We start from the raw sequence: 24711 nt of genomic DNA, 5'->3' as shown, positions 1-24711 counted from the left end.
CGGCCCTAAAGAAACGTCGGTAGTATCGGTATTGAACGCGATGGAAAAATCATTCGCAAATCTCAATTAAAGCGCGATCGGGGCGTGGTGCGGTCAGTTCCCCTATCGGGCTGAGCATCATGCCATAGCGCTCAGCTACGGCCTGAACCTCATTTTCAGCCTCCGGTAATACGGCCAATAGCAGGCCGCCGGAAGTTTGAGGATCGCACAACAGTTTTCGTTGTAAATCAGACATTTCCCCGATTAGATGCCCGTAGCTGTCAAAGTTACGCTGCGTACCACCCGGCACACAACCTTCTTCAATATACTCAACCACCGCAGGCAGTTTTGGAATCGCCGAAAAATGTAGCGTTGCCTGTACACCCGACCCCTGACAGATTTCGCTTAAATGCCCCAATAGGCCGAAACCGGTCACGTCGGTCATAGCGGTAACGCCAGCAATGTGAGCAAAATCAGCGCCTGATTTATTCAGTTGGCACATGGTTTCAGTTGCAACGCCCTGATGCTCCGGCCGTAATTTACTTTTCTTTTCCGCCGTAGTCAGCACGCCAATCCCTAAAGGCTTGGTCAGAAACAGCTTGCAGCCCGCCTGTGCGGCGCTGTTTTTCTTCACCTGTTCGGTACTGACCACGCCGGTTACTGCCAGACCAAAAATCGGCTCTGGCGCATCAATGGAATGCCCACCGGCCAGCGAAATGCCCGCCTGAGCGCAAACGTGTCGCCCACCTTCAATCACCCGACGCGCCACTTCCGGTGCCAATTTATCGATCGGCCAGCCGAGAATCGCAATCGCCATGATAGGTTTACCCCCCATGGCATAGATATCGCTGATCGCATTAGTGGCAGCAATACGGCCAAAATCGAAGGGATCGTCCACGATCGGCATAAAGAAATCCGTGGTGCTGATAATACCGACGCCGCTGCCAATATCGTACACCGCCGCATCGTCCCGGGTTTCATTACCCACTAATAGCCGTGGATCGAGGAATTTCTGCTGATCGGAGTGCAAAATGGTTTCCAGCACTTTCGGCGAGATTTTGCAGCCGCATCCGGCTCCGTGGCTATATTGCGTAAGACGTATCGCTGGCGATGTCATAGATCACTTCCCTCGGTTAACCATCATCGGATTAATTAACACTGATTATGATAGGCAAAGAACGTATCGCCTATGGTAGCGCTTACCGAGGGAATTGATAAGTAGCGCTGGCTGTTCAGGCAGTTAGCTTGGTCACAAAGCAGACGGAAACGCAGCTTAAGCTGCCAATTTCTGGCCTAAGCTGCATTGGGAAAGGCTTAAAAATGGCTAACGAAGGTGCTGATATCCGGCGGTGTCACCTTACTCGAACCTTTTAACTGCGGCGTGCCAAGATAGAGAAAACCGACGATTTCATCCTGTTCACGGCAGGCAAAACCGGCCCGAACCACCGAATGATGGGTCCATGAGCCAGTCCGCCAAATACCGTTAAAACCTTGCGCCAGCGCAGCCATTTGCATTGCCTGTACCGCACAACCGGCGGAAACAACCTGCTCCCAGTTTGGTACTTTCGGGTTTTCCGTCACATGGGCAATCACGGTAATAATCAGTGGCGCGCGGAAAGGTGCCATTTTCGCCTTTTCCAATACCGCGTCGTCAGAGCCATCATGGCGCACCGCTTTTTGCAGTAATTCGCTGAAACGACCTAACCCTTCGTCTTCAATGAGCACAAAGCGCCAGGGTTGCAGTGCGCCATGATCCGGCGCGCGCATTCCGGCGTGTATGATGTTTTCCAACGCTTCACCTGTTGGTGCAGGGGTGGTTAAACGCGAGGCCGAACGGCGGTTAAGCAGCAAATCTAACGCATCCATACTCTTCTCCTGATAACGATTTTCATTTTCAGCACGGTAACATAAGTAGAGGATTTGTTACCAGCTTGACCAATACGTTTAGCTGTCTGATGATTTAATACTGACTTTTTATTTGTAGGTCATTAGGATACCCCCACTTGCTCGGATTTGTTGGAGATAACATGCGCACTTTGTGGCGAATTATTAGCGGTTTTTTCAAGTGGACCTGGCGTCTGCTTAATTTTGTCAGGGAATTCATTCTTAATCTGTTCCTGATTTTCCTCATCGTCGTGGGCGTCGGTATTTATCTGATGGTCCAAAGCAAGCCGGTTGAACCGGTAAAAGGCGCTCTGTTGGTCAATCTGACCGGTGTGGTGGTGGATACGCCGGCAGTGAACAATAAAGTGATGCAGTTCACCCGCGAAATGTTAGGGGCATCGAGCAACCGTCTGCAGGAAAATTCGCTGTTCGACGTGGTGGAAACCATTCGTCGGGCTAAAACCGATAACAATATCAATGGGCTCGTTTTGTCCCTGTCTGATTTTGCCGGTGCCGACCAGCCTTCTCTGCAATATATTGGCAAAGCGCTGCGCGAATTCCGCGACAGTGGCAAACCTATCTATGCCGTAGGCGAGAGCTATAATCAGCAACAATATTATCTGGCCAGTTTCGCCAATACAATCTACCTATCTCCTCAAGGCTCGGTGGATTTAAAAGGCTTTGCCAGCAACAACCTGTACTACAAATCCCTGCTAGAAAAACTGAAAGTCACTACCAATATTTTCCGCGTTGGGACTTATAAATCCGCCGTGGAACCTATGATTCGCGATGATATGTCTCCGGCTGCGCGTGAAGCGGATACCCGCTGGATCGGCGGCATGTGGAATAACTATCTGACGGCGGTTGCCGCTAACCGCCAGCTCACCCCAGAGCAACTGTTCCCTGGTGCGGCCGGTATTATCAGCGGATTGCAGCAGGTTGGTGGCGATCCGGCTCAGTACGCGCTGGAACATAAACTGGTTGATCAGTTGGCCTCCCGTCCGGCGGTAGAAGCTGAACTGATCAAAACTTTCGGCTGGGACAAACAAAATAACGATTACAACTCCGTCAGTATTTACGATTACCAACCGGCGCCAAAAGTGCAGCAAGGTGAAGAAATCGCCGTTATCTTTATTAACGGGGCGATTATGGACGGCCCACAAACGCCCGGCAGCGTGGGCGGTGACAATACAGCAGCACAGATCCGTGAAGCACGTTTGAATCCGAAAATCAAAGCGGTGGTCTTGCGGGTAAATAGTCCAGGTGGCAGCGTTAGCGCCTCTGAGCTGATTCGCGCCGAACTGGCCGCACTACGGGCTGCGAATAAACCGCTTGTCGTTTCTATGGGCGGGATGGCTGCATCTGGCGGTTACTGGGTCTCCACTCCCGCTAACTACATTATCGCCAGCCCGAGCACCCTAACCGGTTCCATCGGCATCTTCGGCGTGGTCAACACCTATCAGGAATCTCTGGGTGCCTTGGGTGTCCATACCGACGGCGTAGCCACTTCACCGCTGGCTGACGTGGCTGTCACCAAGAATTTGCCGCCTGAATTCGCCCAGATGATGCAAATCAGCATCGAGAATGGTTATAAGAACTTTATCGATCTGGTTGCTACCTCGCGCCATAAAACGCCTGAGCAGGTTGATGCCATTGCTCAAGGGCACGTCTGGTTAGGTTTGGATGCCAAAAACAACGGTTTGGTAGATCAACTGGGCGACTTTGATGACGCGGTGAAAAAAGCCGCCGAGCTGGCTAAGCTGAAAACCTACCAGTTGAACTGGTATGTGGATCAGCCGGGCTTCCTCGATATGCTGTTTGGGCAAATGGGAGCGTCGGTTCACGCCATGCTGCCTTCAGTGCTGCAAGCCTGGCTGCCAGCGCCAGTTTCCACGCTCGCTATGGCGGTAAAAGATCAGCCGGGTTTCTTTACTAACCTGAACGATCCACAGAATCGCTATGCGCTTTGCCTAAATTGCGGTGATGTACGCTGATAAACAACGCAAATAACAGATAAATCTCCAGCCCGGTACTTGCCGGGCTTTTTTTCTGCGCCAGCCACCCTATAATCCAGTCATCTCACTCAGCGGTATGCTTACATGCAAAAGAAATCCATTTACGTAGCCTATACCGGCGGTACTATCGGTATGCAGCGCTCTGAACAGGGTTACATCCCAGTATCCGGTCATTTACAACGTCAACTGGCGCTGATGCCTGAATTTCATCGCCCTGAAATGCCCGATTTTACCATTCACGAATACGCGCCTTTGATTGATTCTTCGGATATGACACCGGAAGACTGGCAGCACATCGCCGACGACATTAAGAAGAATTACGATCTTTATGATGGCTTTGTGATTTTGCATGGTACAGATACCATGGCGTTTACTGCTTCCGCTTTATCTTTTATGCTGGAGAATCTGGCTAAACCGGTCATCGTGACAGGGTCACAAATCCCATTGGCGGAACTGCGTTCCGATGGGCAAACTAACCTGTTGAACTCACTGTATTTGGCGGCAAACTATCCGGTTAACGAAGTTACCCTGTTCTTCAATAACAAACTGTTTCGCGGTAATCGCACCACCAAGGCTCATGCGGATGGTTTCGACGCCTTCGCCTCACCCAACCTGTCGGTATTATTGGAAGCCGGAATACACATTCGCCGCGTAACGTCGGTCACCTCTCCGGTCAGTAACGGTCCGTTGATCGTACATAACATCACACCGCAGCCCATTGGCGTCGTGACAATCTATCCGGGGATTTCCGGCGCGGTAGTGCGCAACTTCTTGCTACAGCCGGTCAAAGCGTTGATTTTGCGTTCTTACGGCGTCGGTAATGCCCCGCAGAAAGCCGAACTGTTGGATGAACTGAAACATGCCAGCGAACGTGGCATTGTCGTGGTGAATTTAACTCAGTGTATTTCTGGTCGCGTGAATATGGACGGCTATGCCACCGGTAACGCTCTGGCTCATGCTGGCGTGATCAGTGGATTTGATATGACCGTAGAAGCGGCGTTGACCAAATTGCATTATCTGCTCAGCCAGCCGCTGGACGCCGACCAAATTCGCCAGTTGATGCAACAGAACCTACGTGGTGAATTAACCGATGTCGGTTAATCTTCGGAGCCTGAATGAAAACTGCCCTGCTTTTAATTGATTTACAGAATGATTTTTGTCCCGCTGGCGCATTGGCCGTCACCGACGGCGATAAAGTCATCGAGGTCGCTAATCAGGCTATCGAACTGTGCCAAAAATGGGATTATCCGATTATTGCCAGTCAGGATTGGCATCCGGCAAACCACCGCAGTTTCGCCGTTAACTCCAATGCGCAACCGGGTACTATTGGCGATCTGAACGGACTGGCACAAGTGTGGTGGCCAGTACACTGCGTGCAGCATCAGCCGGGAGCTGATTTTCATCCCCACCTGAACAATTCAGCGATTCAACAAGTATTCCGGAAAGGTCAGGACCCCGAAATCGACAGTTACAGCGCATTCTTTGATAACGGTCGACGGGCAAAAACGGAACTGGATGACTGGTTAAAAGCGCAGAGTATTAACCGTCTATTTATCATGGGGTTAGCCACAGATTATTGCGTTAAATACAGCGTGTTAGACGCTCTGGCGCTGGGTTATGAAACCTGGGTGATTACCGAAGGCTGTCGCGGTGTTAACCTACAACCTCAGGACAGTGAGCTGGCGTTGATTGAAATGCAGAGCGCCGGTGCTCAATTAGTCTTATTGCCGCAGATAGCTGAACGGCTTGCTTGACGGAATGAGATAAGGTCAAAACATGATGGGGTGGACTGCTGACTGACAATCTAGCGCGCTACCAGATAACCAAAATGGCGTGCCACCCTAAGGGCGATTAGTTGCCGTATCCGCTGAGTTGCAGCATGCAGCAGTGCGATAACGATGATAATGCAGCTAATGATAACGCTGCCGTAGCCTCGCAGGAACACAGTGCTGGGAGAGTTAGAATCGACAAACAGGCCAGTTATGGCGTGTTGCCGTTAAGGCGAGAACGAAGTTACCCGCGGTAGGTCAGGGCAAAATGTTAACAGTACCCGTAAAAAGCCTGCTGGTCACCTTAAGTGACCAACATTAGGCCGAATGGCTCCGTTATGCTTTTGTTGATCGCCTGTGTGGTTCCGGCTCTCGCCTGAATTATTGTGCTTTGATCTTAATCAGCGGTTGCTTGGCAAACTGCTGCTTAAGCTCCTGCTTACTCTTCATCACGATCTGGCCGTCGGTGCCAATACTCATATGTTGAGCGTCTGTGTTATGCCGGGCTTGCCACAGCATAACCATTTGCAGACTGTTCTCTTTTTGTTCTGGCGTCAGGGCTACACCATCTGGCCATTTTCCTAACTCCACCGCCTGCGACAAACGCTGGTAAATTTCCGGCGTCATGGAGGCAATCAGATCATCAAGCTCCATTGGGCATTCCTAAGTGAATAGTTTGCTGAATCGTTTTTTCATCAAAATTGCAAATTAAAAATGCGTAGAGATAAGGGTTCAACCCGCTATCTGTTCGCCATTCTCATCGTCAATAAAATTCAGCGAGGCCGAATTGACACAGTAACGCTCACCGGTGGGCTGTGGGCCATCGGGGAACACGTGGCCCAGATGAGCGTCACAGTGGCCACAGCGGATCTCTACCCGATGCATATTATGTGAGTAATCATCGATATAGCGAATAGAGTCGGCGGCGATAGGTTCGTAAAAACTGGGCCACCCACAGCCGGAATCAAACTTGGAATCGGAGATAAATAGCGGTTGCTGGCAGCACAGACACTGATACACGCCAGTGCGCTTATTGTGCAACAGTTTGCCGGAAAATGGCGCTTCGGTTCCATGATTCTGGGTAACATGACGCTGTATATCAGTCAGTTGCTCAAGAGGTTTTGTAGGGTTTTGTTCTTTAGCCATTTGTGCGGTTCTCTGACAGGGAATAAAGTCAACGAAAACAAGGTGTAATAATAACAAAAAATTAACAACAAAGCAGCAGATTTTAGCCTAGACTCTATGCCATTCCGGTTTGAAGCGCGTTATTGTGATAAAAATCGCAGAATTTACCGCTCCGCCCTTTAAATTTATGTGTTCGCCCCAATATAGAAATGTGGCCAATGGTTTCAGGAATGTGTGATTAATGTGCAAACTCGCCCGTCTGGTTTGATTTGCAGCAAGAATTGACACGATTCCGCTTGACGCTCGGTGTGGTTTTTGTAATTTTACAACCAACCTTTTATTCACTAACAAATAGCTGGTGGAATATATGACTATCAAAGTAGGTATCAACGGTTTTGGCCGTATCGGTCGCATTGTTTTCCGTGCTGCTCAAGAACGTTCCGACATTGAAATCGTTGCAATCAACGACCTGTTGGACGCGGATTACATGGCATACATGCTGAAGTACGACTCTACCCATGGTCGTTTCGACGGTACTGTAGAAGTGAAAGACGGCCATCTGGTTGTTAACGGTAAAACCATCCGTGTTACCGCAGAGAGAGATCCGGCTAACCTGAAGTGGAACGAAGTCAACGTTGACGTTGTTGCTGAAGCAACTGGTCTGTTCCTGACTGACGAAACTGCTCGTAAGCACATCGCTGCTGGCGCGAAAAAAGTGGTTCTGACTGGTCCTTCTAAAGACGACACCCCAATGTTCGTTATGGGCGTTAACCACAAGTCTTATGCTGGCCAAGAAATCGTTTCTAACGCATCTTGCACCACTAACTGCTTGGCACCACTGGCTAAAGTTATCAACGACAAGTTCGGTATCGTTGAAGCGCTGATGACCACTGTGCATGCAACTACCGCAACTCAAAAAACCGTTGATGGCCCGTCTCACAAAGACTGGCGCGGCGGCCGCGGCGCATCCCAGAACATCATCCCATCCTCTACCGGCGCAGCTAAAGCTGTAGGTAAAGTGATTCCAGAACTGAACGGCAAACTGACCGGTATGGCGTTCCGCGTTCCTACCCCTAACGTTTCTGTTGTTGACCTGACTGCGCGTCTGGAAAAACCAGCTTCTTACAAAGAAATCTGTGCTGCGATCAAAGCTGCTTCAGAAGGCGAACTGAAAGGCGTTCTGGGCTACACCGAAGACGACGTTGTATCTACCGATTTCAACGGCGAAAAACTGACTTCAGTATTCGATGCTAAAGCAGGTATCGCGCTGAACGACAACTTTGTGAAACTGGTTTCTTGGTACGATAACGAAACTGGCTACTCCAACAAAGTTCTGGACCTGATCTCCCACATCTCCAAATAATGGATTGATGTCGAAATCAGTAAAAACCGCCTTCGGGCGGTTTTTTTATGCCTATCGTCTCCCCCTTCTCTTTGTCTCAACGCCGATAAATTTGCGTAATATCAATGATTAGTCTGCTATACATAAGCCGTAGGTAAAAACAGAAAAGCTTGTGATACTATCGATAGTCTGAGGTTCAACGAATAACTGCCACTTTTCTATTAAGGCCAAATTAATGAACGAGAAAGTTTTTAGTCTGCCCGTTGTTGAACAAATCTCTCCTTATATCAGTCAGCGTCAACTGGACAACCTACCCGTCGTGGTCGTTTCTCACCCTAAAGTGCGAGCCGCCGTTGCTCTGCAAGGTGCGCATCTGCTGGCATGGCAGCCTAACGGTGAACAACCGGTTATTTGGCTAAGCAACAATACCGCATTGACAGACGGCGTGGCGATTCGCGGTGGCGTACCTATCTGTTGGCCTTGGTTCGGCCCAACGGCACAGCCTTCCCACGGTTTCGCACGTATTCTGCCGTGGACGCTGACCGCGCACGATGAAAATGATAACGGCGTGATGCTGACTTTCACTCTGAAAGACAGCGATGAAACCCGTAAATACTGGCCACATGCCTTCACGTTAATCGCTCGCTTCAAACTGGGCGTTGAATGTGAAATGGAGCTGGAATCCCACGGGGATTATCAGGCCGCCGCCGCCCTGCATACCTATTTCCAAATCGGGGATATTAGTCAGATTAAAATTAGTGGTTTAGGCGAGAAGTACATCGATAAGGTATTGAAAATCAACGATGCTACCCAAAGCGGCGACCTGGTCTTTAACGGCCAGACAGATCGGGTTTATACCCAACCGGAACCTTACAGCCTGATTAAAGACGCCGCGCTGAAACGAACCATCGAGATTCATCATCATCACCAAAGCGACGTCGTTGCGTGGAACCCAGGCCCTGAGCTGTCTTGTAGCATGCAGGATATGCCAAATGATGGCTACAAAACCATGGTTTGCGTTGAAACTGCGCGAGTGAGCCAACCTTTGGTCGCGGCCGATGAAGCGCCTGCTCGCCTTGCAATGACAATTCGCAGTCGCAAAAACGCTTAACATCGTCGCTGCACTCAATATCTACACGTTAAAATGGAGCTTGGTGCTCCATTTTATGTTGCTCTATATCTTGTTCCCGATAACCACATATATTCGCATGCGTATGGCGGCTTTCTTGCCCTCAGCAGGTATCAAATCGGTGTGATTGACTTCTGAAATAGATAAGTTGTTAGTTTTAATATGTGAATAGCCGATTCAATAACGCTCTTTAGCTGGTTTCGGGTAATATGAATTCATCACTGCTTAAACTATCAAAATCTATCATTTCTTTTCCATTGAACACTTCAATTTTACTCTCTGAATCTTCACTAAAGAATTTATAATGGGTGTTTAGACCGGTTTCGACAATGCCCATCCATTCGGCTAATGCGTTAATGAAATGAAAGCCAGAGCGTCTTAAATGAATATACTTCCTGTCTAACATATCACTAGAAATAATAACCAGAGGAGACTCATAATTCTCCCTGTAACGACTACCATGAATTAATGAACCGTCCTGATGGCTTAAGCCGTGATCGGTTAAATAAATCAAAGAGTAACTTTCCTTTTTATTATCCAGCATCTCAACCACCAGCCTGATTAACTCATCCGTTTTAGTGTAAGTAGATAGGTAACAGGACATATCCAGATTATTGCTAAAATATGGGATAGGTGATTCACCGTTTAATCGATCGCAGAAATGACCATGAGAACCCATTAAGTGCAAAACATATAATCGCCCCCCTGAATACTCATTGTTTAAACTATCCGCTAATATAGGAAGCAAATCCATATCGCTACGATTATTGGAATTAAACGAACCTTTCTTTAAGAAATCTATAGCGTGACTGCGAACAGCAATCCGTGCCGCCGAAGTATCAAACTCACCGAAACGGCCTTGGTTAGATATCCAGTGAGTTTGGATTCCAGCCATATTGGCCAGAGTAATAATATTATCGGCATGGCTGTATTTTGTACCTTGGTTTCGCGACAGCAGGCGCGGCACGGACAAATAGGTATTCGATGCAGTGGACACATAGCCATCCCAGAAAATCCCCGGCGTACGTTGTAGGAATGGCATGGTATTCACCGGATAACCGTAGGCTGGCATATAGTCTTTTCGCATACTTTCGCCCAGAATGAGCACATGGTTCTTATAGCGACCACTGACACTTTCTATCTGCCAGCTTGGTGTAAGCTGGCTTCCCATAATGGAATCGGCTTTATCGTCGAAATATTGGCGATAGGAACTGTACAACGAGTAATAAAAATCAATAAATTTGACCTTAGTTACTCCTCCGCCTATCAGTTTCCCCAAAGATACGCTGAATAAAACCGCAAGTAGTATTAACATCAGTTCCGGTTTAACCTGATTTTTTTGCCAGCAAAAAAACTGAAGATAAATAAAACACAACATGATCAACAGACTTCCGACGAAGCTCGAAGCCGGCAATGACTGGGTGAATTCTATCGACTCTCTATAGTTAGACTCTAAGAACGAAGCAATAATCCCAAAGTCCGGCGGACCATAAGCATAACCCACCGGGAAATAGGCGGCAAAAATAAAGTATAGCGGGAAGAGTATAATGGAACGAGATAGTACAGTTATAGACAATAGTTTTATCAATAGCGGTATAATAATTAAATCCGCTATTTTCAATGCATACCCCATACCTACTATCATCAGTATTGTTGATAGTAAAATAACTAAAACTTCTGTTTTACTGCTCATATCAAACTTCCACTTATTAAAAAATAATTCTCCATGAGTTTTTTGATAAACCCAATAGTGAATTAATATAATTTAATATTTATAATAAAAAAAAAGAAACAAATAGCGAATCAAGCAGGGAAATGATAAGAGGAGGAGTCAGTTAAGCGTTAAATTAACCCAAATCAGGGGCCTGATGGCCCCTGTCATGCTGTCTGATTAGTATAATCAGAACGTATAAGTCACACCGGTCCAGACGATACCAGTATAGGATTTATCAACCATTGGGCTGTTTTTAACTTCGCTTGACAGTTGAATATAGCGGCCAAGGAAGAACGCATTCCAGCTAGCGTTAATTTGATAATGCGCGGACAATTCGGCATAAGGCGACCAGCTATCACTCGGCTCATAAGCGCTCAAAGTGCTGCGCGCAGCTTCGTTACCACTCACGCCGTAGTAATATTTGTTCTGGTTTTTGCTGTTCCAAGTCACACCCACTCCTGGAGTCAACAACCAGTTATTCAGTTGGAATTTATATAAGTAGGCCACATCCCCGATCAAACCGTTGCTGTTATCCAGCATATCCCCCGAAATCGCGGTGCGGATAATTCCCCAGTCTTCGGTATGAGCGTAAGACACGCCAGCCATCAACGTGCTGCGACGTTTGTCTAACTGCTTCATGCGCCAGTCGTCGCTATCACCTGGTCTAAAGTTTAACGGCAGATAGTAAGCGTCCAGAGTCAGACGGTTGCTATCATCACGCCACAGGTAATAACCGGCAGCTAGAGTACGGAAGTAAAAATCATCACCTTCGTAATTGATCACAGGAACCGGATAAACGCGATCCTGTTTACCCAGATACGGATCTGGGCTAACTAAGGCGGAAGCCCCTAAAGACCAAGTACCGGCGTGTGCAGCACTGGCACAGCTAATGGCGATGGCTACAGCAGCCAAAGTTTTTAGTTTAAAGGTTTTCACAAATTTTCCATTCCATATGTAAACAAATAATTAGTTGCCTTAGTGTAAAGCAACTGTTGGTTTTCTGCTGGAACTTTACATAAGTTCAGGCAAAAACTCTGTGATTTATAAAGGAAACCTTCATTACCAAACTCGTAACATTTTTAATCACAGTGCGGTTTACCGATACAATTAGCCAAGCTAATTATAATCACTAGTGACAATTATTGTTACTTTTCTACGGCTAAACATGCTGCCATCGCATCTATCGCTAATGTCCTTTCTTTCCCCTCCTCAGATTATCTACAGCGACATCAATCCGCCGCTCATTCAAACCCTAGACAAAAGGCCGCCGCCTGACACTGCGGATTGATTACAAAGATAAATAGGTTGCGATAGATTTAACCTCTGTTAACAGAAAGTAAGTAAAATTTATGCCGTTTTGATTACACCAGCATACCGGCACTTTTCCAGAACAAAAAACTAGAAATAATCACAATTCAACTGGTTAAACCCACATCATCAGCATAACACTCTAATTCAGCGCCTTCCTTCGCCGCAGAATTGGTCAATCTATCGCCCTTGCCAACTTGACCTTTAGAACAGACGCGACCATAACAATAAGGTAGTAGTTTCAAAATTTTAACCCAATAAAGCCCTACTACTTTTTTATGTTCCCAACCATTCAAACAGGACGGGCATGCTATGAACATATTTGATCACTATCGCCAGCGCTATGAAGCGGCCAAGGACGAAGAGTTCACTCTGCAGGAGTTTCTTACTGTCTGTCAGCAGGATCGCAGTGCTTATGCCAACGCGGCCGAACGTTTGCTGATGGCTATTGGTAGCCCCGTGATGGTCGACACTGCGCTTGATTCACGCATGTCTCGGCTATTCTCCAACCGGGTTATTGCCCGATACCCTGCGTTTGAAGAATTCTACGGCATGGAAGAAGCCATCGAACAAATCGTTTCCTATCTGAAACATGCGGCCCAAGGGCTGGAAGAGAAGAAACAAATCCTCTATTTATTAGGTCCGGTGGGTGGAGGTAAATCCTCTCTGGCCGAAAGACTAAAAGCTTTGATGCAGCTCGTACCCATTTATGTGCTCAGCGCCAATGGCGAGCGCAGCCCGGTTAACGATCATCCGCTGTGCCTGTTTAATCCGCAGGAAGACGCGGCCATTCTGGCGAAAGAATACAATATTCCTAACCGTTATCTCGGCACCATCATGTCGCCGTGGGCCGCCAAACGTCTGCACGAATTCGGTGGAGATATCACTAAATTTAAAGTGATTAAAGTTTGGCCTTCAATTTTGCAGCAGATTGCCATTGCCAAAACCGAACCGGGAGATGAGAACAATCAGGACATCTCCGCACTGGTCGGCAAAGTGGATATCCGTAAGCTGGAAAATCACGCGCAAAACGACCCCGATGCCTATGGTTATTCCGGTGCATTATGCCGCGCGAACCAAGGGATTATGGAATTCGTTGAGATGTTCAAAGCGCCAATTAAAGTACTGCATCCCCTGCTGACGGCGACGCAGGAAGGTAACTATAACGGTACTGAGGGTATCTCAGCCCTGCCATTCAACGGCATTATCCTAGCTCACTCCAACGAATCGGAGTGGGTCACCTTTAGAAACAACAAGAACAATGAAGCCTTCCTCGACCGTGTATACATCGTCAAGGTTCCTTACTGCCTGCGAGTTTCAGAGGAAATCAAGATTTACGACAAACTGTTGGAACACAGTGAGTTAACCCACGCGCCTTGCGCGCCAGGAACGCTGGAAACGCTGGCTCGCTTCTCTGTCTTATCGCGGCTAAAAGAGCCGGAAAATTCCAGTATTTATTCGAAAATGCGCGTTTACGACGGTGAGAGCCTGAAAGATACCGATCCTAAGGCTAAGTCTTATCAGGAATATCGTGATTACGCCGGCGTGGATGAAGGGATGAACGGCCTATCTACCCGCTTCGCTTTTAAAATTCTGTCGCGCGTATTTAACTTCGACCACGCGGAAGTGGCGGCTAACCCGGTGCACCTGTTCTATGTTCTGGAACAGCAAATCGAGAGAGAACAATTCCAACAGGATGTGGCGGAGAAGTATCTGGAGCACCTGAAAGGTTATCTGATTCCGAAATACGCCGAATTTATCGGTAAAGAAATTCAGACTGCCTATCTGGAATCGTACTCTGAATACGGCCAAAACATTTTCGACCGCTACGTTATCTATGCCGATTTCTGGATTCAGGATCAGGAATATCGCGATCCGGATACCGGTCAACTGTTCGATCGCGAGGCACTGAACGCCGAACTGGAGAAAATCGAGAAACCGGCGGGTATCAGTAACCCGAAAGATTTCCGTAATGAGATCGTTAATTTTGTTCTGAGGGCGCGGGCTAATAACAATGGCCGTAATCCTAACTGGACCAGTTACGAAAAATTACGCACGGTCATTGAGAAGAAAATGTTTTCTAATACCGAAGAGTTACTGCCAGTCATCTCTTTCAATGCGAAAACCTCAACGGACGAGCAGAAAAAACATGATGACTTTGTCGACCGGATGATGGAGAAAGGTTATACCCGTAAGCAAGTTCGCCTACTGTGTGAATGGTATCTGCGGGTAAGAAAATCTTCATAACCCGTTTGCCGATGCAGTTCGGCATAGCAGGTATAAACCCAATAGATTTCGAGCAGCAGCTTGAGAAATAGCGGGGCTCCCCAAGTGATTTCGGGCGACGGCAAGGCGGCAATTGAACACCCCCGGTCATTTAGCCCGCTAAGTGATCGGGGTCAAGGGTAGCAGCCAGCACAACAACCGTTCGAAAGATGAAGGTGAGATTCAGGTCGATCGGATTCGGGGGACTTATGGGCTACTTTATTGACAGGCGACTTAACGGCAAAAACAAAAGCATGGTTAACCGCCAACGCTTTTTACGCCGTTATAAGGCGCAGATTAAACAGTCGATTACCGAGGCCATCAACAAACGGTCTGTAACTGACGTGGACAGCGGCGAATCGGTTTCTATCCCTATCGACGACATTAATGAACCGATGTTTCATCAGGGACGCGGTGGCGCACGTCATCGGGTTCATCCTGGCAACGACCATTTTGTGACTAACGATCGGGTTGAACGCCAGCAAGGTGGTGGCGGTTCTGGCAGTGGTCAGGGCAAGGCCGGTCAGGATGGTGAAGGCGAGGATGATTTTGTCTTTCAGATCTCCAAAGATGAGTATCTGGATCTGCTATTTGAAGATCTCGCCCTGCCCAATTTGAAAAAGAACCAATATAAGCAGCTGACCGAATTTAAAACACATCGCGCGGGTTACACGGCAAATGGGGTTCCGGCCAATATCAGCGTGGTACGTTCACTGCAAAATTCGCTGGCGCGTCGAACCGCGATGACCGCAGGTAAACGGCGGTTGATGCATCAGTTGGAAGAAGAATTAGCTTTACTGGAAAACTCAGAACCGGCCCAGTTGCTAGAAGAAGAGCGTCTGAGAAAAGAAATTGCTGAATTACGGCAGAAAATCGAACGGGTTCCTTTTATTGATACCTTCGATTTACGCTATAGAAACTATGAACGTCGTCCTGAGCCTTCCAGCCAGGCGGTGATGTTCTGCCTGATGGACGTTTCCGGCTCAATGGATCAACCGACCAAAGATATGGCGAAACGTTTCTATATTCTGCTGTATCTGTTCCTGAGCCGGACGTATAAAAACGTAGATGTGGTGTATATCCGCCACCATACGCAGGCTAAGGAAGTCGACGAACAGGAGTTTTTCTACTCGCAGGAAACCGGCGGCACCATTGTATCCAGCGCCTTAAAGTTAATGGATGAAGTAATTCAGGAACGTTATGACCCGGTGCAGTGGAATATTTATGCCGCTCAGGCGTCGGACGGCGATAACTGGGCCGATGATTCGCCGCTGTGTCGCGAGATTCTGGCGAAAAAGCTCCTCCCTATGGTGCGTTATTACAGCTATATAGAAATCACACGCCGCGCACATCAAACCCTGTGGCGGGAATACGAGGCTTTGGAAGCACAATTCGATAATTTCGCTATGCAGCATATTCGCGAACCGGAAGACATTTATCCCGTGTTCCGGGCACTGTTCCACCGACAAACCGTCGAAAGTTGATTTATCAGAAAAAAATAAACCGGCCAAACATCAGCCGGTTTTTTTATCTCTCCAACACTGTCACTGCCCTTCATTTTCCTATGAAAATCAGTGGGTCTATCCTAGACCGCTTACAACAGCTGGCTGATATTTAACTCTTCCATTAAACGATAATTATCTGAGTAATCTACTGGGATCGCGATCACGGCTGGGCCGGCAACGTCCATAGCCTGATGCAGTTTGGTGGTTAATTCATCGGCAGATTCAACGGCAAAACCTTTGGCACCGAAGGATTCCGCATACATTTTGAAATCTATCGGGCCGAAACTGACGCCGGAAGGACGGTGGTATTTCTTCTGCTCTTGGATTTCAACCATGTTATACCCATTATCCACCCAGATAATGTGCAATAAATTACTCTTCAACCGCACCGCCGTTTCCAGTTCCATGCTGGATTGCATAAAGCCGCCGTCCCCAGAAACCGACACCACTTTTTGATGAGGATTGACCAACGCGGCGGCAATCGCCCAAGGTAAAGCCACCCCCATGGTCTGCTGGCCGTTAGACATCAAAATCTGCCGCGTACGGAAACTATACAGATAACGTGCAATCCAGATATGGAAGCTCCCCATATCTACGCACAGCGTCACGTCACTGTTAACAATATCCTGCATCGCGCGAACTAATCTCAGAGGATGAATAGCAAAACCGCTCATGCGTTCGGCTCGATTGGCCAGATCACGGCGCTGACGACAGCGCTCTTCCAGCACGGCCTCGGTCTGTGCGGTCATGATTAACGAACCGTTAAGCCGTTTGGTCAGCTCATCTAGCGTGGTGGCTATATTACCCACCAGCTCTTTCTCCGGTTGATAGGCAACGTCAATTTCCGCCGGTAATACATCCAGATGGATTAAGGTCGCACGGCCGCTGTTCCACAGCGCAGGATCGTACTCCACCGGGCTATAACCGACGGTAAGAATCACATCCGCCTGTTGCAGTAACTTATCACCGGCCTGATTGTTAAACAGCCCAACGCGACCCGCAAAACGATCGAAATGCGCCTGATCGATGACCCCAGCGGCCTGATAAGTGCTGGTAACCGGCAATTGGCTATGGCGTAGCAAACGTCGAACCGCCTCGGCGTTGGCTGGTTGGCTCGCCATTAAACCTAGTAACAATATGGGATTCCTGGCCTTATTGAGCAATGCCGCAACTTCGACGATATCTTCCGTGCGCGCACTGCCATTAACCGGGCAAGGTTGATGAGCCAGAATACGACTGGTTACCGGCTCATTAATAATATCCTGCGGTAGGCTCACAAAGGCCGCGCCTGGTCGACCAAACTCTGCGGTTCTGAAGGCGTTTCCCATGACTTCCGGTAATGCGCTCGCGGCGGTCACTTCCACGCTAAATTTGGTTACTGGTCGGAAAATGCTGACGGTATCCATGCTTTGGTGCGTGATTTTTAGACTATCAGCCCGTTTCACCGCGCCGCCGATAGCGACCACCGGATCGCCCTCCGACGTTGCGGTGGCCAGCCCGGTCACCAGATTGGAACAACCTGGGCCAGAAGTCACCAATGCCACGCCGGCCTTACCGGTTAAACGACCAATGGCTCCAGCCATAAAAGCGGCATTGGCTTCGTGGCGCACCACTATGGTTTTAATCGTGGAATCTTCCAGTGAATCAAATACCCGATCAATTTTCGCGCCCGGAATACCGAAAACCTGCTTAACGCCTTGTTGCTCAAGATGATTCACCACCAGATCGGCACCGCACTTCCATTCCTGCATTTCATTTTCATGATTCATGACGTTGTCCTTTATGACCGTTCTCATTGCCCATCAGGGGATTAACTTTCTACCGCGCGAATCGCTTTATCGAGATTTAACGGCGTCAAATCCGCTTTCAGGAAGTCATTGTCCTGTGGTAAATCAATCACTAGCTTGGTCAAAGTGCCGAAAGTCAGCTCTCCGTTTTCCAGTTGATAATCGAGCACATGTCCACCACCACTGCGGTCATTGGTAATAAAATGCTCGTGGTAACCCGCGACATTAATGCCTTGGGTATAAGCCGGGCTGCGAAACCCGATAATGACGCCGCTGCGATGTTCGAATTCAAACGTTGGCTGTTCGGCAATGGCTTCGAGCATGGGTTTATAAGGGCGATGCTGACGCGGTACGGTGCGGGTTTCAACGTGGCTAAACTTGCCATCGATACGCAATGCGCAAAACAGATTATCGGTCTCGGTCACATCATCAATCACATTATGAATCTGCTGGCGGCTCATTTTATGTTCAAAACAACGCTTTTCCGTTGGCTGGAAGAAAGTCATCACCGCGAAGGGAGTTTTCTGCTCAGGCTGGGCGCTACGGGCGCTACCGTCCGAACGCAATTGATAAATTTCGCTGTTGAACGCAACCAACTCCCCATCGAGATTGTTGAAGGTTCCTAATCCAAAATCGCCGTGCTGAAGCAGTTGCTTCATGGTGACATTGCCTTCGTAAACACCACTTATTAGCGCACTCATTAATGAGGTTTGGTACAAAACACACTCAGGATGCCCTTTCTGATGGGTAATGAAGCTTTGCGCAATCTCCTCTGCACATGAACATACTGGGTGCTCTTGGTTAATCATGTTGCTCTCCCTCTCATCTATAACATAAATTACACTTATGTTTAGCTATAAGGTTGACGCCAGAACGACATAAGTACCAATATAGGAACCTCACTATTTCGATATCAAAAATATATGGAACATCGTTATCTGCGTTACTTCGTTGCCGTCGCTTCTACTCGGCACTTTACCCGGGCAGCTGAAAAGCTCGGCATCTCGCAACCGCCGCTGAGTCAGCAAATTCAAAAACTGGAACGCGAGATAGGTACGCCGCTGTTACATCGGTTAAGCCGGGGCGTTGAACTGACGGAGGCCGGTGAGGCTTTCTATGCCGACGCCCTTCACATTTTGCAATTGACGGACGAAGCGGTTGAGCGAGCCAAAAGCATCGCCCGAGGGGAAACGGGGAAACTACGGGTTGGATTTGCCAGCTCCACCGCCTTCCAACCGGCGGTTTTATCCTTATTGCATCGCTATCGGGAAGCTTTTCCGTCGGTCATTTTATTGCCTAGCGAAGAAATCATGCCGGTGTTGATGAACGATTTACACAGCGAACGCATTGACGTGGCTTTCATTCGCCAACCTTGCAACGCCAGTACCGAATTTACCTGCGAGGTGTTGGTGGAAGAAGATATGGTGCTGGTGCTGCCCGCCGACCATCCTCTGCACCACCGTGCCAAAATAAGCCTGCGGGATTTACAGCATGAAAAGCTGATCACCTTCCCAAGGGAAGTTGGCCCCGGTTTGTTTGATGCCATTATGAACGCCTGCCACCGCGCCGGATTTGAGCCAGAACTGGGGCAGCAATCGCCACAGTTGGTTTCCGCCATCGGAATGGTCTCTGCCGGATTTGGTATCACCGTAGTACCGCGTTCGCTAACAACCATTCAGGCAACAAATGTTACCTACCATGAAATTGATGATGACCAGCTAAAAACTCAGATTACGCTGGCTTGGCGTCGCCACGAGCGCTCCGCCGCGGTCGTGAATATGGTGAATTTGCTACGACATGGCGGATAATTCAGCGATTAAACTTCGCGAATCTGCGCAAAACCTTCGGCGAGGAAGTCCAATAGGCTTCGAACCGAAGGCAGCAACCCGCGACGAGACGGAAATACCGCATGGATAATTTCCGGTTTGGGTGCCCAATCCGGTAGCAGGCGAATCAACGCCCCGCTCTCTAATTGCTCTCTGACCATCATCAGCGGCAACTGCACTACGCCGACGCCAGCCAGCGCGGCACAGCGCAACGCCACCATATCGGCAGTAATAAACCGAGGCTGATGATTAACCGCTGCATGAGCATCATTCGGGCCTTGCAAATTCCACACAAAATTCTGCTGCGGCTGCCCTAATCCTAAACTGGGGATGCCGGTCAGATCTGCCGGTGATCGGATGTCATCGCACTTCGCCAGCAACGCTGGGCTGGCAACCAGACTCTGGCAGCGATCGGCCAGTACCCGCATCACTAAATCACTATCTTCAATCGGCCCAGGCCGAACTCTTATCGCAATATCAATAGCTTCCGCCACCGGATCAACCCGGCGATTCGTGGCGTCCAAATGCACACTCACATGAGGGCAACGGGCCATGTAATCCGCCAGCATCTGGCTCACGTTAGCCTGCAACAACGCTACCGGACAGGTTATTCTCACCACGCCACGTGGTTCAGCGCGGGTTAACTCAATGGACTCCTGCGCCGCTTTGGCCTCCACCAGCATGGCTTTACAGTGCTCATAGTAAGTTTGGCCGATCTCTGTCACCGCAAAGCGTCGGGTGGAACGCTGCACCAAACGAACGCCCAATCGGTCCTCAAGCAGCGCCAGACGGCGGCTAAGCTTGGATTTAGGCATACCCAGCACGCGTGCGGCTGCGCTAAAACCGCCGTGATCGACCACCTGAACGTAGTAATAAAGATCGTTGAGATCCTGCATAGTCACCTTATTGTTCATTTAATAGGACAGTGATGTGCTATTTTGCTATCTACCGCTTAAATTATCCTAAACCTATACTTTATCCAATACAGCAACCCACCTGTTGTAAGGAGATTATGATGAAAAAAGTACTAGGTGTTTACACTGCGCCACGTTCCCACTGGGTTGGCGACGGTTTCCCGGTTCGTTCCCTGTTCTCGTATCAAAGCCACGGCAAACAGATGAGTCCGTTCTTGCTGCTGGATTACGCCGGACCGCAGGATTTTAAACCGAGCAATCACCAGCGTGGCGTGGGACAACATCCACATCGCGGTTTTGAAACCGTCACCCTAGTGTATCAAGGTGAAGTCGAACATCGTGACTCTACCGGTAAAGGCGGCGTTATCGGCCCCGGCGATGTGCAATGGATGACCGCAGGCTCTGGTATTTTACACGAAGAGTTTCACTCCGAAGCCTTCAGTAAAAGCGGTGGCCCGCTGGAAATGGTTCAGCTATGGGTGAACCTACCAGCCAAAGATAAAATGGCCGCACCTGGGTATCAGGCGATCCTAAATCAGGATATTCCGAGTGTTGAGCTGCCGGATAACGCCGGTCGTGTAAGGGTCATAGCCGGTGAGTTCGGCACCCATAGCGGGCCTGCCAGAACCTTTTCACCGCTGAACGTTTGGGATATGCGGTTGAATCAGGGTAGCGTCAGTGAAATTTCTCTGCCGGAAGGCTGGAATACCGCACTGATCGTATTGCACGGCACCATTATGGTGAATGGCGAAAGCATGGGTCGCGAAGCCGAAATGGTTTTGCTGGATTCTGTGGGTAGCCATCTGACCATTGAAGCCAATAATGATGCTGTCTTAGTATTACTCAGCGGTGAACCGATCAATGAGCCTATTGTCGGTTACGGGCCTTTTGTTATGAACAGCGAGACGGAAATCAAAGAAGCCATTAAAGATTTTAATGACGGACGTTTCGGGCAAATGTAATTACCGTTGCCCTCTCACCGAGTCCCCGCCGGCCTTTTCAGCGCTGGCGGGGACGCATTCTTTCCCTCCCCATAATAAACACGTCAAAATTGAATGATTTACAAGCACTGGTTATTTTTTTAGCCGATATTCCCTGCGTAATTAGCTGTCGACCGCAAGCATTCATTTAATTTTTAATTAGTCGTTAAAAAGTCTCGGATTAAATACGCATTAAAAACTTTAATTAATTTATAAATATTGCACTATATTTACTCTTTATGGTTGTGGGTTTTCTCTTCTGAGATACTCCAGGTTAAAGACTCGCTAAACAGATTTAAAAAATCTAATTGTCGTTGTACAAAGTCTGTTCTTTTGGTGAATGACTTCATTATATTTAAATTCTTTGCCAGTTATCCTATTCTCTTTCTATATAGATAGTGATATTTGATTTACATGTCCGGTGATTTTAGTTTAATGATACAACGGCCTAGGCGCTTCTATTGCTACAGGAATCCTCATGAGCCATTTAAATGATCCTTTCCCCACTGAAAAAGATCTGCCCGCATACAGTGAACATGAGGCGCTGTTGCAGGCATTAAATCTTTCTCTAGCTATTATCGAATTCGATCTTAACGGTGTGGTGGTCAATGTTAACCAGAACTATCTTGATTATTTCGGTTATCAGCGGGACGAGGTCATCGGGCAGCCCCATAAAATGTTCTGTAAGCCCGATTTTATCGGTAGCAAAGAGTATCACGCCTTGCGTAAAAGTCTGCGCGCTGGCCTGTCTCTGGAAGGTCGCTTTGAGCGGCGACACAAAGACGGTTCCCCAGTATGGCTCGCCGCGATTTATCAGCCGGTTCCGGGTCGCGACGGTAAAACCGCTAGAATGGTCAAAATCGCCAAAGATATCACCCAACAGGTGGCGCTGGAATCCTCAACCCATGAGTGGGTACAGCTGCTAACCGAACTGACCGACCGCAGCGATAGCGCAATGTTTATCGCCGGTGGCAGCGATGACGGTCATCTCACCTTGTATATCAATCAGGGTTTTACCAAACTATTCGGTTACAGCGCACAGCAGGCCCTGGGGCAACCGATTGCTGCCCTGTTACAAAATAAACCGCCTTCCTCACCCATATCGGCTCCGTCCGGCGATCTTCACCAAACGTTGCATCCGGAAGAGCTGTTTTATAGTCAGGACGGCCAGCCCCATTGGTGCTCGGCAACCATAAATTCAGTCTATGACGAACAGGGAAAACCCAGTTATACCATTGGCGTACTGACGGATATTACCCCGACCAAAATATATGAAGTACTGCAATATAAGGTATTGGAATCCTTAGTGTTAGAGCGCCCGCTGGATGAAGTGCTGAATATGTTTTGCCTCGAAATTGAACGCATTGCGCCGGAAGTCGTGGTGAGTATTCTTCAAGCTCGGAATGATAATACCTTACAGCACTTGGCGGCCCCCAGCTTGTCACAACATTACGCCGACGCAATGCAACAGGTACCCATCGGCCCGCACAACGGCTCTTGCGGTACTGCAGCCTATCGCAAAGAACCGGTATTAGTGGAAGATATCGCCAACGATCCTCTGTGGTGTCGCCTCCGTCATATTATGCTGCCGCTTGGGTTATCAGCCTGTTGGTCTAGCCCTATTTTATCCAGCCGGGGAGAGGTGTTGGGTACTTTTGCCTTTTACTTCCGCGAAAAACGCGGCCCTAACGCCTTCCACCATAAGTTAGTCAAACTGGCCACCAACCTGTGTGCGCTAGCGCTGGAAAGAGAGCGGTCACGGATGAAAATCCAGCAACTGGCTCTGTATGACTCACTGACCGGCCTGCCTAATCGCGCCCAGTTCCTCAACCATGCTCATCAGGCAATTAGTCAGGCCGAAGCGCAAGGGCACTCGCTGGTCGTATTAGTGATTGATATCGATCGTTTTAAGCAGGTTAACGATTCACTGGGTCAGGCTGCGGGAGATGAATTGCTGTGCACCATTGCCCAGCGATTACGTGAAGATATGGCCAGACACGATATCATTGGCCGCTTATCGGGTGACGAATTCGTCCTGATTTTAAGCGCTTTTGACGTTGATAAAACCACGCTACGAGTCGAGAAACTGCTGGGTTGTCTGTCGCAGCCCTGCCAGATTGCTGGGGTGACCATTATCCCTTCTGCCGGAATCGGTATTAGCCTGTATCCGGATAATGGCCAAGAAATCAATACGCTGCTGCACAATGCAGATACCGCTAAGCATAAGGCCAAAGAGATGGGGCGTGGGCAGTTCCAGTTCTTCAGCAGAGAAATGAACCAGCTAAATTTACAGCGTCAGGCGCTGGAAGGCGCACTGCGTCAAGCGGTACATCTGAATACCCTGCAGCTCTATTATCAGCCGCAGGTCAGACTTAACGATAGTCAACTTTACGGCGTAGAGGCCTTAAGTCGCTGGTATCATCCAACGCTAGGGGAGATCCCGCCGCAGCGTTTTATTCCATTGGCCGAAGAGTGCGGGTTAATTAATGAACTCGCGCTGTGGACGATTAATGAAGCCTGTCGTCAACTGGCGGAATGGCGTCTGCGTGGCATTGATGTGCCATCTATTTCTGTTAATTTATCACCAACCAATTTCCATAATTTAGGGCTGCCGGATATCATCGCCCACATTCTGCAACGCTATCATTTGCCGCCGCAGGATTTAACTTTGGAAATCACCGAAGATATTCTGATTGATAATAATCCCAGTATTTTTGCCACGCTCCATAAGATCCATAAGCAAGGCGTAAGGCTATCAATGGATGACTTTGGCACCGGCTATTCCAGTCTGAGCTATCTACGTCGACTGGAACTAGATGAAATCAAGCTGGATAAGAGTTTCGTTAACGATCTGGAGCACGATGAAACCAGCAGAACGCTTAGCGAAGCGGTAATCCGCATTGGTGAAAGTTTGCAACTTTCCGTCGTGGTGGAAGGCGTGGAAACCGAAGCACAGCGCAATTTGCTTAGCCGTCAGGGTTATCTCATCGGGCAAGGATATCTGTTTTCCGAGCCGCTGGACGCTTTCGCCATGGAACAATGGGTTATTGCTCACACGTCAGGCTGATGGGGTTATTTATCAGCCTGATGCGGGTTAACTAACACCACCATCATGAATTAATTTCCTTTGTTTATCCTTTATTTATCTAAATTGGCAATTAATATAATA

19 protein-coding genes are annotated in these 24711 nt (G+C 48.6%); 10 read left to right on the top strand and 9 right to left on the bottom strand.

The window, feature by feature from the left end; all coding sequences use genetic code 11:
• Nucleotides 1-49 precede the first annotated feature (49 nt).
• Nucleotides 50-1096: a selenide, water dikinase SelD gene (selD, locus tag AD970_RS09240; protein WP_049598180.1), complete on the bottom strand. Its 1047-nt coding sequence runs from the start codon at nt 1094-1096 to the stop codon at nt 50-52.
• A gap of 197 nt (nt 1097-1293) precedes the next feature.
• Nucleotides 1294-1845 (bottom strand): NAD(P)H nitroreductase, encoded by a 552-nt coding sequence (locus AD970_RS09235; RefSeq protein ID WP_049598178.1) that lies wholly within the window; start codon nt 1843-1845, stop codon nt 1294-1296.
• A gap of 161 nt (nt 1846-2006) precedes the next feature.
• Between AD970_RS09235 and sppA the strand changes: the two genes are divergently transcribed.
• The 3 genes from sppA (at nt 2007) to pncA (ending at nt 5632) form a co-directional block, all read left to right on the top strand.
• On the top strand, nt 2007-3857 hold the full coding sequence (sppA, locus tag AD970_RS09230; protein ID WP_049598176.1) for a signal peptide peptidase SppA: 1851 nt from the start codon (nt 2007-2009) through the stop codon (nt 3855-3857).
• Between the two features lie 105 nt (nt 3858-3962).
• Nucleotides 3963-4979 carry an asparaginase gene (gene ansA, locus AD970_RS09225; RefSeq protein ID WP_049598174.1) on the top strand — a complete coding sequence of 339 codons (1017 nt, stop codon included), beginning with the start codon at nt 3963-3965 and terminating at the stop codon, nt 4977-4979.
• Between the two features lie 14 nt (nt 4980-4993).
• Entirely contained in the window at nt 4994-5632 is a 639-nt protein-coding gene (gene pncA, locus AD970_RS09220) for a bifunctional nicotinamidase/pyrazinamidase (protein ID WP_049598173.1), read from the top strand.
• A gap of 396 nt (nt 5633-6028) precedes the next feature.
• Here pncA and AD970_RS09215 read toward each other — a convergent pair whose 3' ends face one another.
• Nucleotides 6029-6301, bottom strand: coding sequence for a YeaC family protein (locus AD970_RS09215; RefSeq protein ID WP_049598172.1), 273 nt, complete (start codon nt 6299-6301; stop codon nt 6029-6031).
• A 78-nt stretch (nt 6302-6379) separates the two neighbouring features.
• Nucleotides 6380-6793: a peptide-methionine (R)-S-oxide reductase MsrB gene (gene msrB, locus AD970_RS09210; RefSeq protein ID WP_049598170.1), complete on the bottom strand. Its 414-nt coding sequence runs from the start codon at nt 6791-6793 to the stop codon at nt 6380-6382.
• Nucleotides 6794-7139: 346 nt separating this feature from the next.
• Here msrB and gapA point away from each other — a divergent pair, with 346 nt between their 5' ends.
• A complete protein-coding gene (gene gapA, locus AD970_RS09205; protein ID WP_004875218.1) occupies nt 7140-8135 on the top strand; it encodes a glyceraldehyde-3-phosphate dehydrogenase in 996 nt (331 codons plus the stop codon).
• 214 nt (nt 8136-8349) lie between these two features.
• A complete protein-coding gene (locus AD970_RS09200) occupies nt 8350-9225 on the top strand; it encodes a D-hexose-6-phosphate mutarotase (protein WP_049598168.1) in 876 nt (291 codons plus the stop codon).
• Nucleotides 9226-9433: 208 nt separating this feature from the next.
• Here AD970_RS09200 and AD970_RS09195 read toward each other — a convergent pair whose 3' ends face one another.
• Together AD970_RS09195 and AD970_RS09190 are read right to left on the bottom strand one after the other, a co-directional pair.
• Nucleotides 9434-10936 carry a phosphoethanolamine transferase gene (locus AD970_RS09195; protein WP_049598166.1) on the bottom strand — a complete coding sequence of 501 codons (1503 nt, stop codon included), beginning with the start codon at nt 10934-10936 and terminating at the stop codon, nt 9434-9436.
• A 207-nt stretch (nt 10937-11143) separates the two neighbouring features.
• The gene (locus AD970_RS09190; protein ID WP_084728142.1) at nt 11144-11893 is read right to left on the bottom strand and encodes a MipA/OmpV family protein; all 750 of its coding nucleotides are present in this window, start codon (nt 11891-11893) and stop codon (nt 11144-11146) included.
• A gap of 684 nt (nt 11894-12577) precedes the next feature.
• Here AD970_RS09190 and yeaG point away from each other — a divergent pair.
• Nucleotides 12578-14512, top strand: coding sequence for a protein kinase YeaG (yeaG, locus tag AD970_RS09180; protein ID WP_049598161.1), 1935 nt, complete (start codon nt 12578-12580; stop codon nt 14510-14512).
• Nucleotides 14513-14739: 227 nt separating this feature from the next.
• Nucleotides 14740-16014, top strand: a complete 1275-nt coding sequence (locus AD970_RS09175) for a YeaH/YhbH family protein (RefSeq protein ID WP_049598160.1) — start codon at nt 14740-14742, stop codon at nt 16012-16014.
• A gap of 110 nt (nt 16015-16124) precedes the next feature.
• On the opposite strand, the gene alsS is transcribed toward AD970_RS09175, so the two are convergent.
• Together alsS and budA are read right to left on the bottom strand one after the other, a co-directional pair.
• Nucleotides 16125-17804 (bottom strand): acetolactate synthase AlsS, encoded by a 1680-nt coding sequence (gene alsS, locus AD970_RS09170; protein WP_049598158.1) that lies wholly within the window; start codon nt 17802-17804, stop codon nt 16125-16127.
• Nucleotides 17805-17845: 41 nt separating this feature from the next.
• Nucleotides 17846-18631, bottom strand: a complete 786-nt coding sequence (gene budA / locus AD970_RS09165) for an acetolactate decarboxylase (protein ID WP_049598156.1) — start codon at nt 18629-18631, stop codon at nt 17846-17848.
• A 114-nt stretch (nt 18632-18745) separates the two neighbouring features.
• On the opposite strand from budA, the gene AD970_RS09160 reads away from it, so the two are divergent.
• The gene (locus AD970_RS09160) at nt 18746-19630 is read left to right on the top strand and encodes a LysR family transcriptional regulator (RefSeq protein WP_049598154.1); all 885 of its coding nucleotides are present in this window, start codon (nt 18746-18748) and stop codon (nt 19628-19630) included.
• Between the two features lie 8 nt (nt 19631-19638).
• Here the strand turns inward: AD970_RS09160 and AD970_RS09155 are convergent, their stop codons facing one another.
• On the bottom strand, nt 19639-20544 hold the full coding sequence (locus AD970_RS09155; RefSeq protein WP_049598152.1) for a LysR family transcriptional regulator: 906 nt from the start codon (nt 20542-20544) through the stop codon (nt 19639-19641).
• Nucleotides 20545-20663: 119 nt separating this feature from the next.
• Between AD970_RS09155 and AD970_RS09150 the strand changes: the two genes are divergently transcribed.
• Both AD970_RS09150 and AD970_RS09145 read left to right on the top strand, forming a co-directional pair.
• Complete coding sequence (locus tag AD970_RS09150) at nt 20664-21524, top strand: pirin family protein (protein ID WP_049598150.1); 861 nt, start codon at nt 20664-20666, stop codon at nt 21522-21524.
• A gap of 496 nt (nt 21525-22020) precedes the next feature.
• Nucleotides 22021-24609, top strand: coding sequence for a sensor domain-containing protein (locus AD970_RS09145; RefSeq protein ID WP_049598148.1), 2589 nt, complete (start codon nt 22021-22023; stop codon nt 24607-24609).
• Nucleotides 24610-24711: the final 102 nt, after the last annotated feature.

Source organism: Yersinia nurmii, assembly GCF_001112925.1.
GTDB lineage: Bacteria > Pseudomonadota > Gammaproteobacteria > Enterobacterales > Enterobacteriaceae > Yersinia > Yersinia nurmii.
Note: the sequence above shows the minus strand (reverse complement) of the source record. Positions and strands in the feature narration are given on the sequence as shown.

Coding starts and splice junctions, on each gene's coding strand:
- selD (WP_049598180.1), bottom strand. CDS start 1,096: ATGACATCGCCAGCGATACGTCTTACGCAATATAGCCACGGAGCCGGA.
- AD970_RS09235 (WP_049598178.1), bottom strand. CDS start 1,845: ATGGATGCGTTAGATTTGCTGCTTAACCGCCGTTCGGCCTCGCGTTTA.
- sppA (WP_049598176.1), top strand. CDS start 2,007: ATGCGCACTTTGTGGCGAATTATTAGCGGTTTTTTCAAGTGGACCTGG.
- ansA (WP_049598174.1), top strand. CDS start 3,963: ATGCAAAAGAAATCCATTTACGTAGCCTATACCGGCGGTACTATCGGT.
- pncA (WP_049598173.1), top strand. CDS start 4,994: ATGAAAACTGCCCTGCTTTTAATTGATTTACAGAATGATTTTTGTCCC.
- AD970_RS09215 (WP_049598172.1), bottom strand. CDS start 6,301: ATGGAGCTTGATGATCTGATTGCCTCCATGACGCCGGAAATTTACCAG.
- msrB (WP_049598170.1), bottom strand. CDS start 6,793: ATGGCTAAAGAACAAAACCCTACAAAACCTCTTGAGCAACTGACTGAT.
- gapA (WP_004875218.1), top strand. CDS start 7,140: ATGACTATCAAAGTAGGTATCAACGGTTTTGGCCGTATCGGTCGCATT.
- AD970_RS09200 (WP_049598168.1), top strand. CDS start 8,350: ATGAACGAGAAAGTTTTTAGTCTGCCCGTTGTTGAACAAATCTCTCCT.
- AD970_RS09195 (WP_049598166.1), bottom strand. CDS start 10,936: ATGAGCAGTAAAACAGAAGTTTTAGTTATTTTACTATCAACAATACTG.
- yeaG (WP_049598161.1), top strand. CDS start 12,578: ATGAACATATTTGATCACTATCGCCAGCGCTATGAAGCGGCCAAGGAC.
- AD970_RS09175 (WP_049598160.1), top strand. CDS start 14,740: ATGGGCTACTTTATTGACAGGCGACTTAACGGCAAAAACAAAAGCATG.
- alsS (WP_049598158.1), bottom strand. CDS start 17,804: ATGAATCATGAAAATGAAATGCAGGAATGGAAGTGCGGTGCCGATCTG.
- budA (WP_049598156.1), bottom strand. CDS start 18,631: ATGATTAACCAAGAGCACCCAGTATGTTCATGTGCAGAGGAGATTGCG.
- AD970_RS09160 (WP_049598154.1), top strand. CDS start 18,746: ATGGAACATCGTTATCTGCGTTACTTCGTTGCCGTCGCTTCTACTCGG.
- AD970_RS09155 (WP_049598152.1), bottom strand. CDS start 20,544: ATGCAGGATCTCAACGATCTTTATTACTACGTTCAGGTGGTCGATCAC.
- AD970_RS09150 (WP_049598150.1), top strand. CDS start 20,664: ATGAAAAAAGTACTAGGTGTTTACACTGCGCCACGTTCCCACTGGGTT.
- AD970_RS09145 (WP_049598148.1), top strand. CDS start 22,021: ATGAGCCATTTAAATGATCCTTTCCCCACTGAAAAAGATCTGCCCGCA.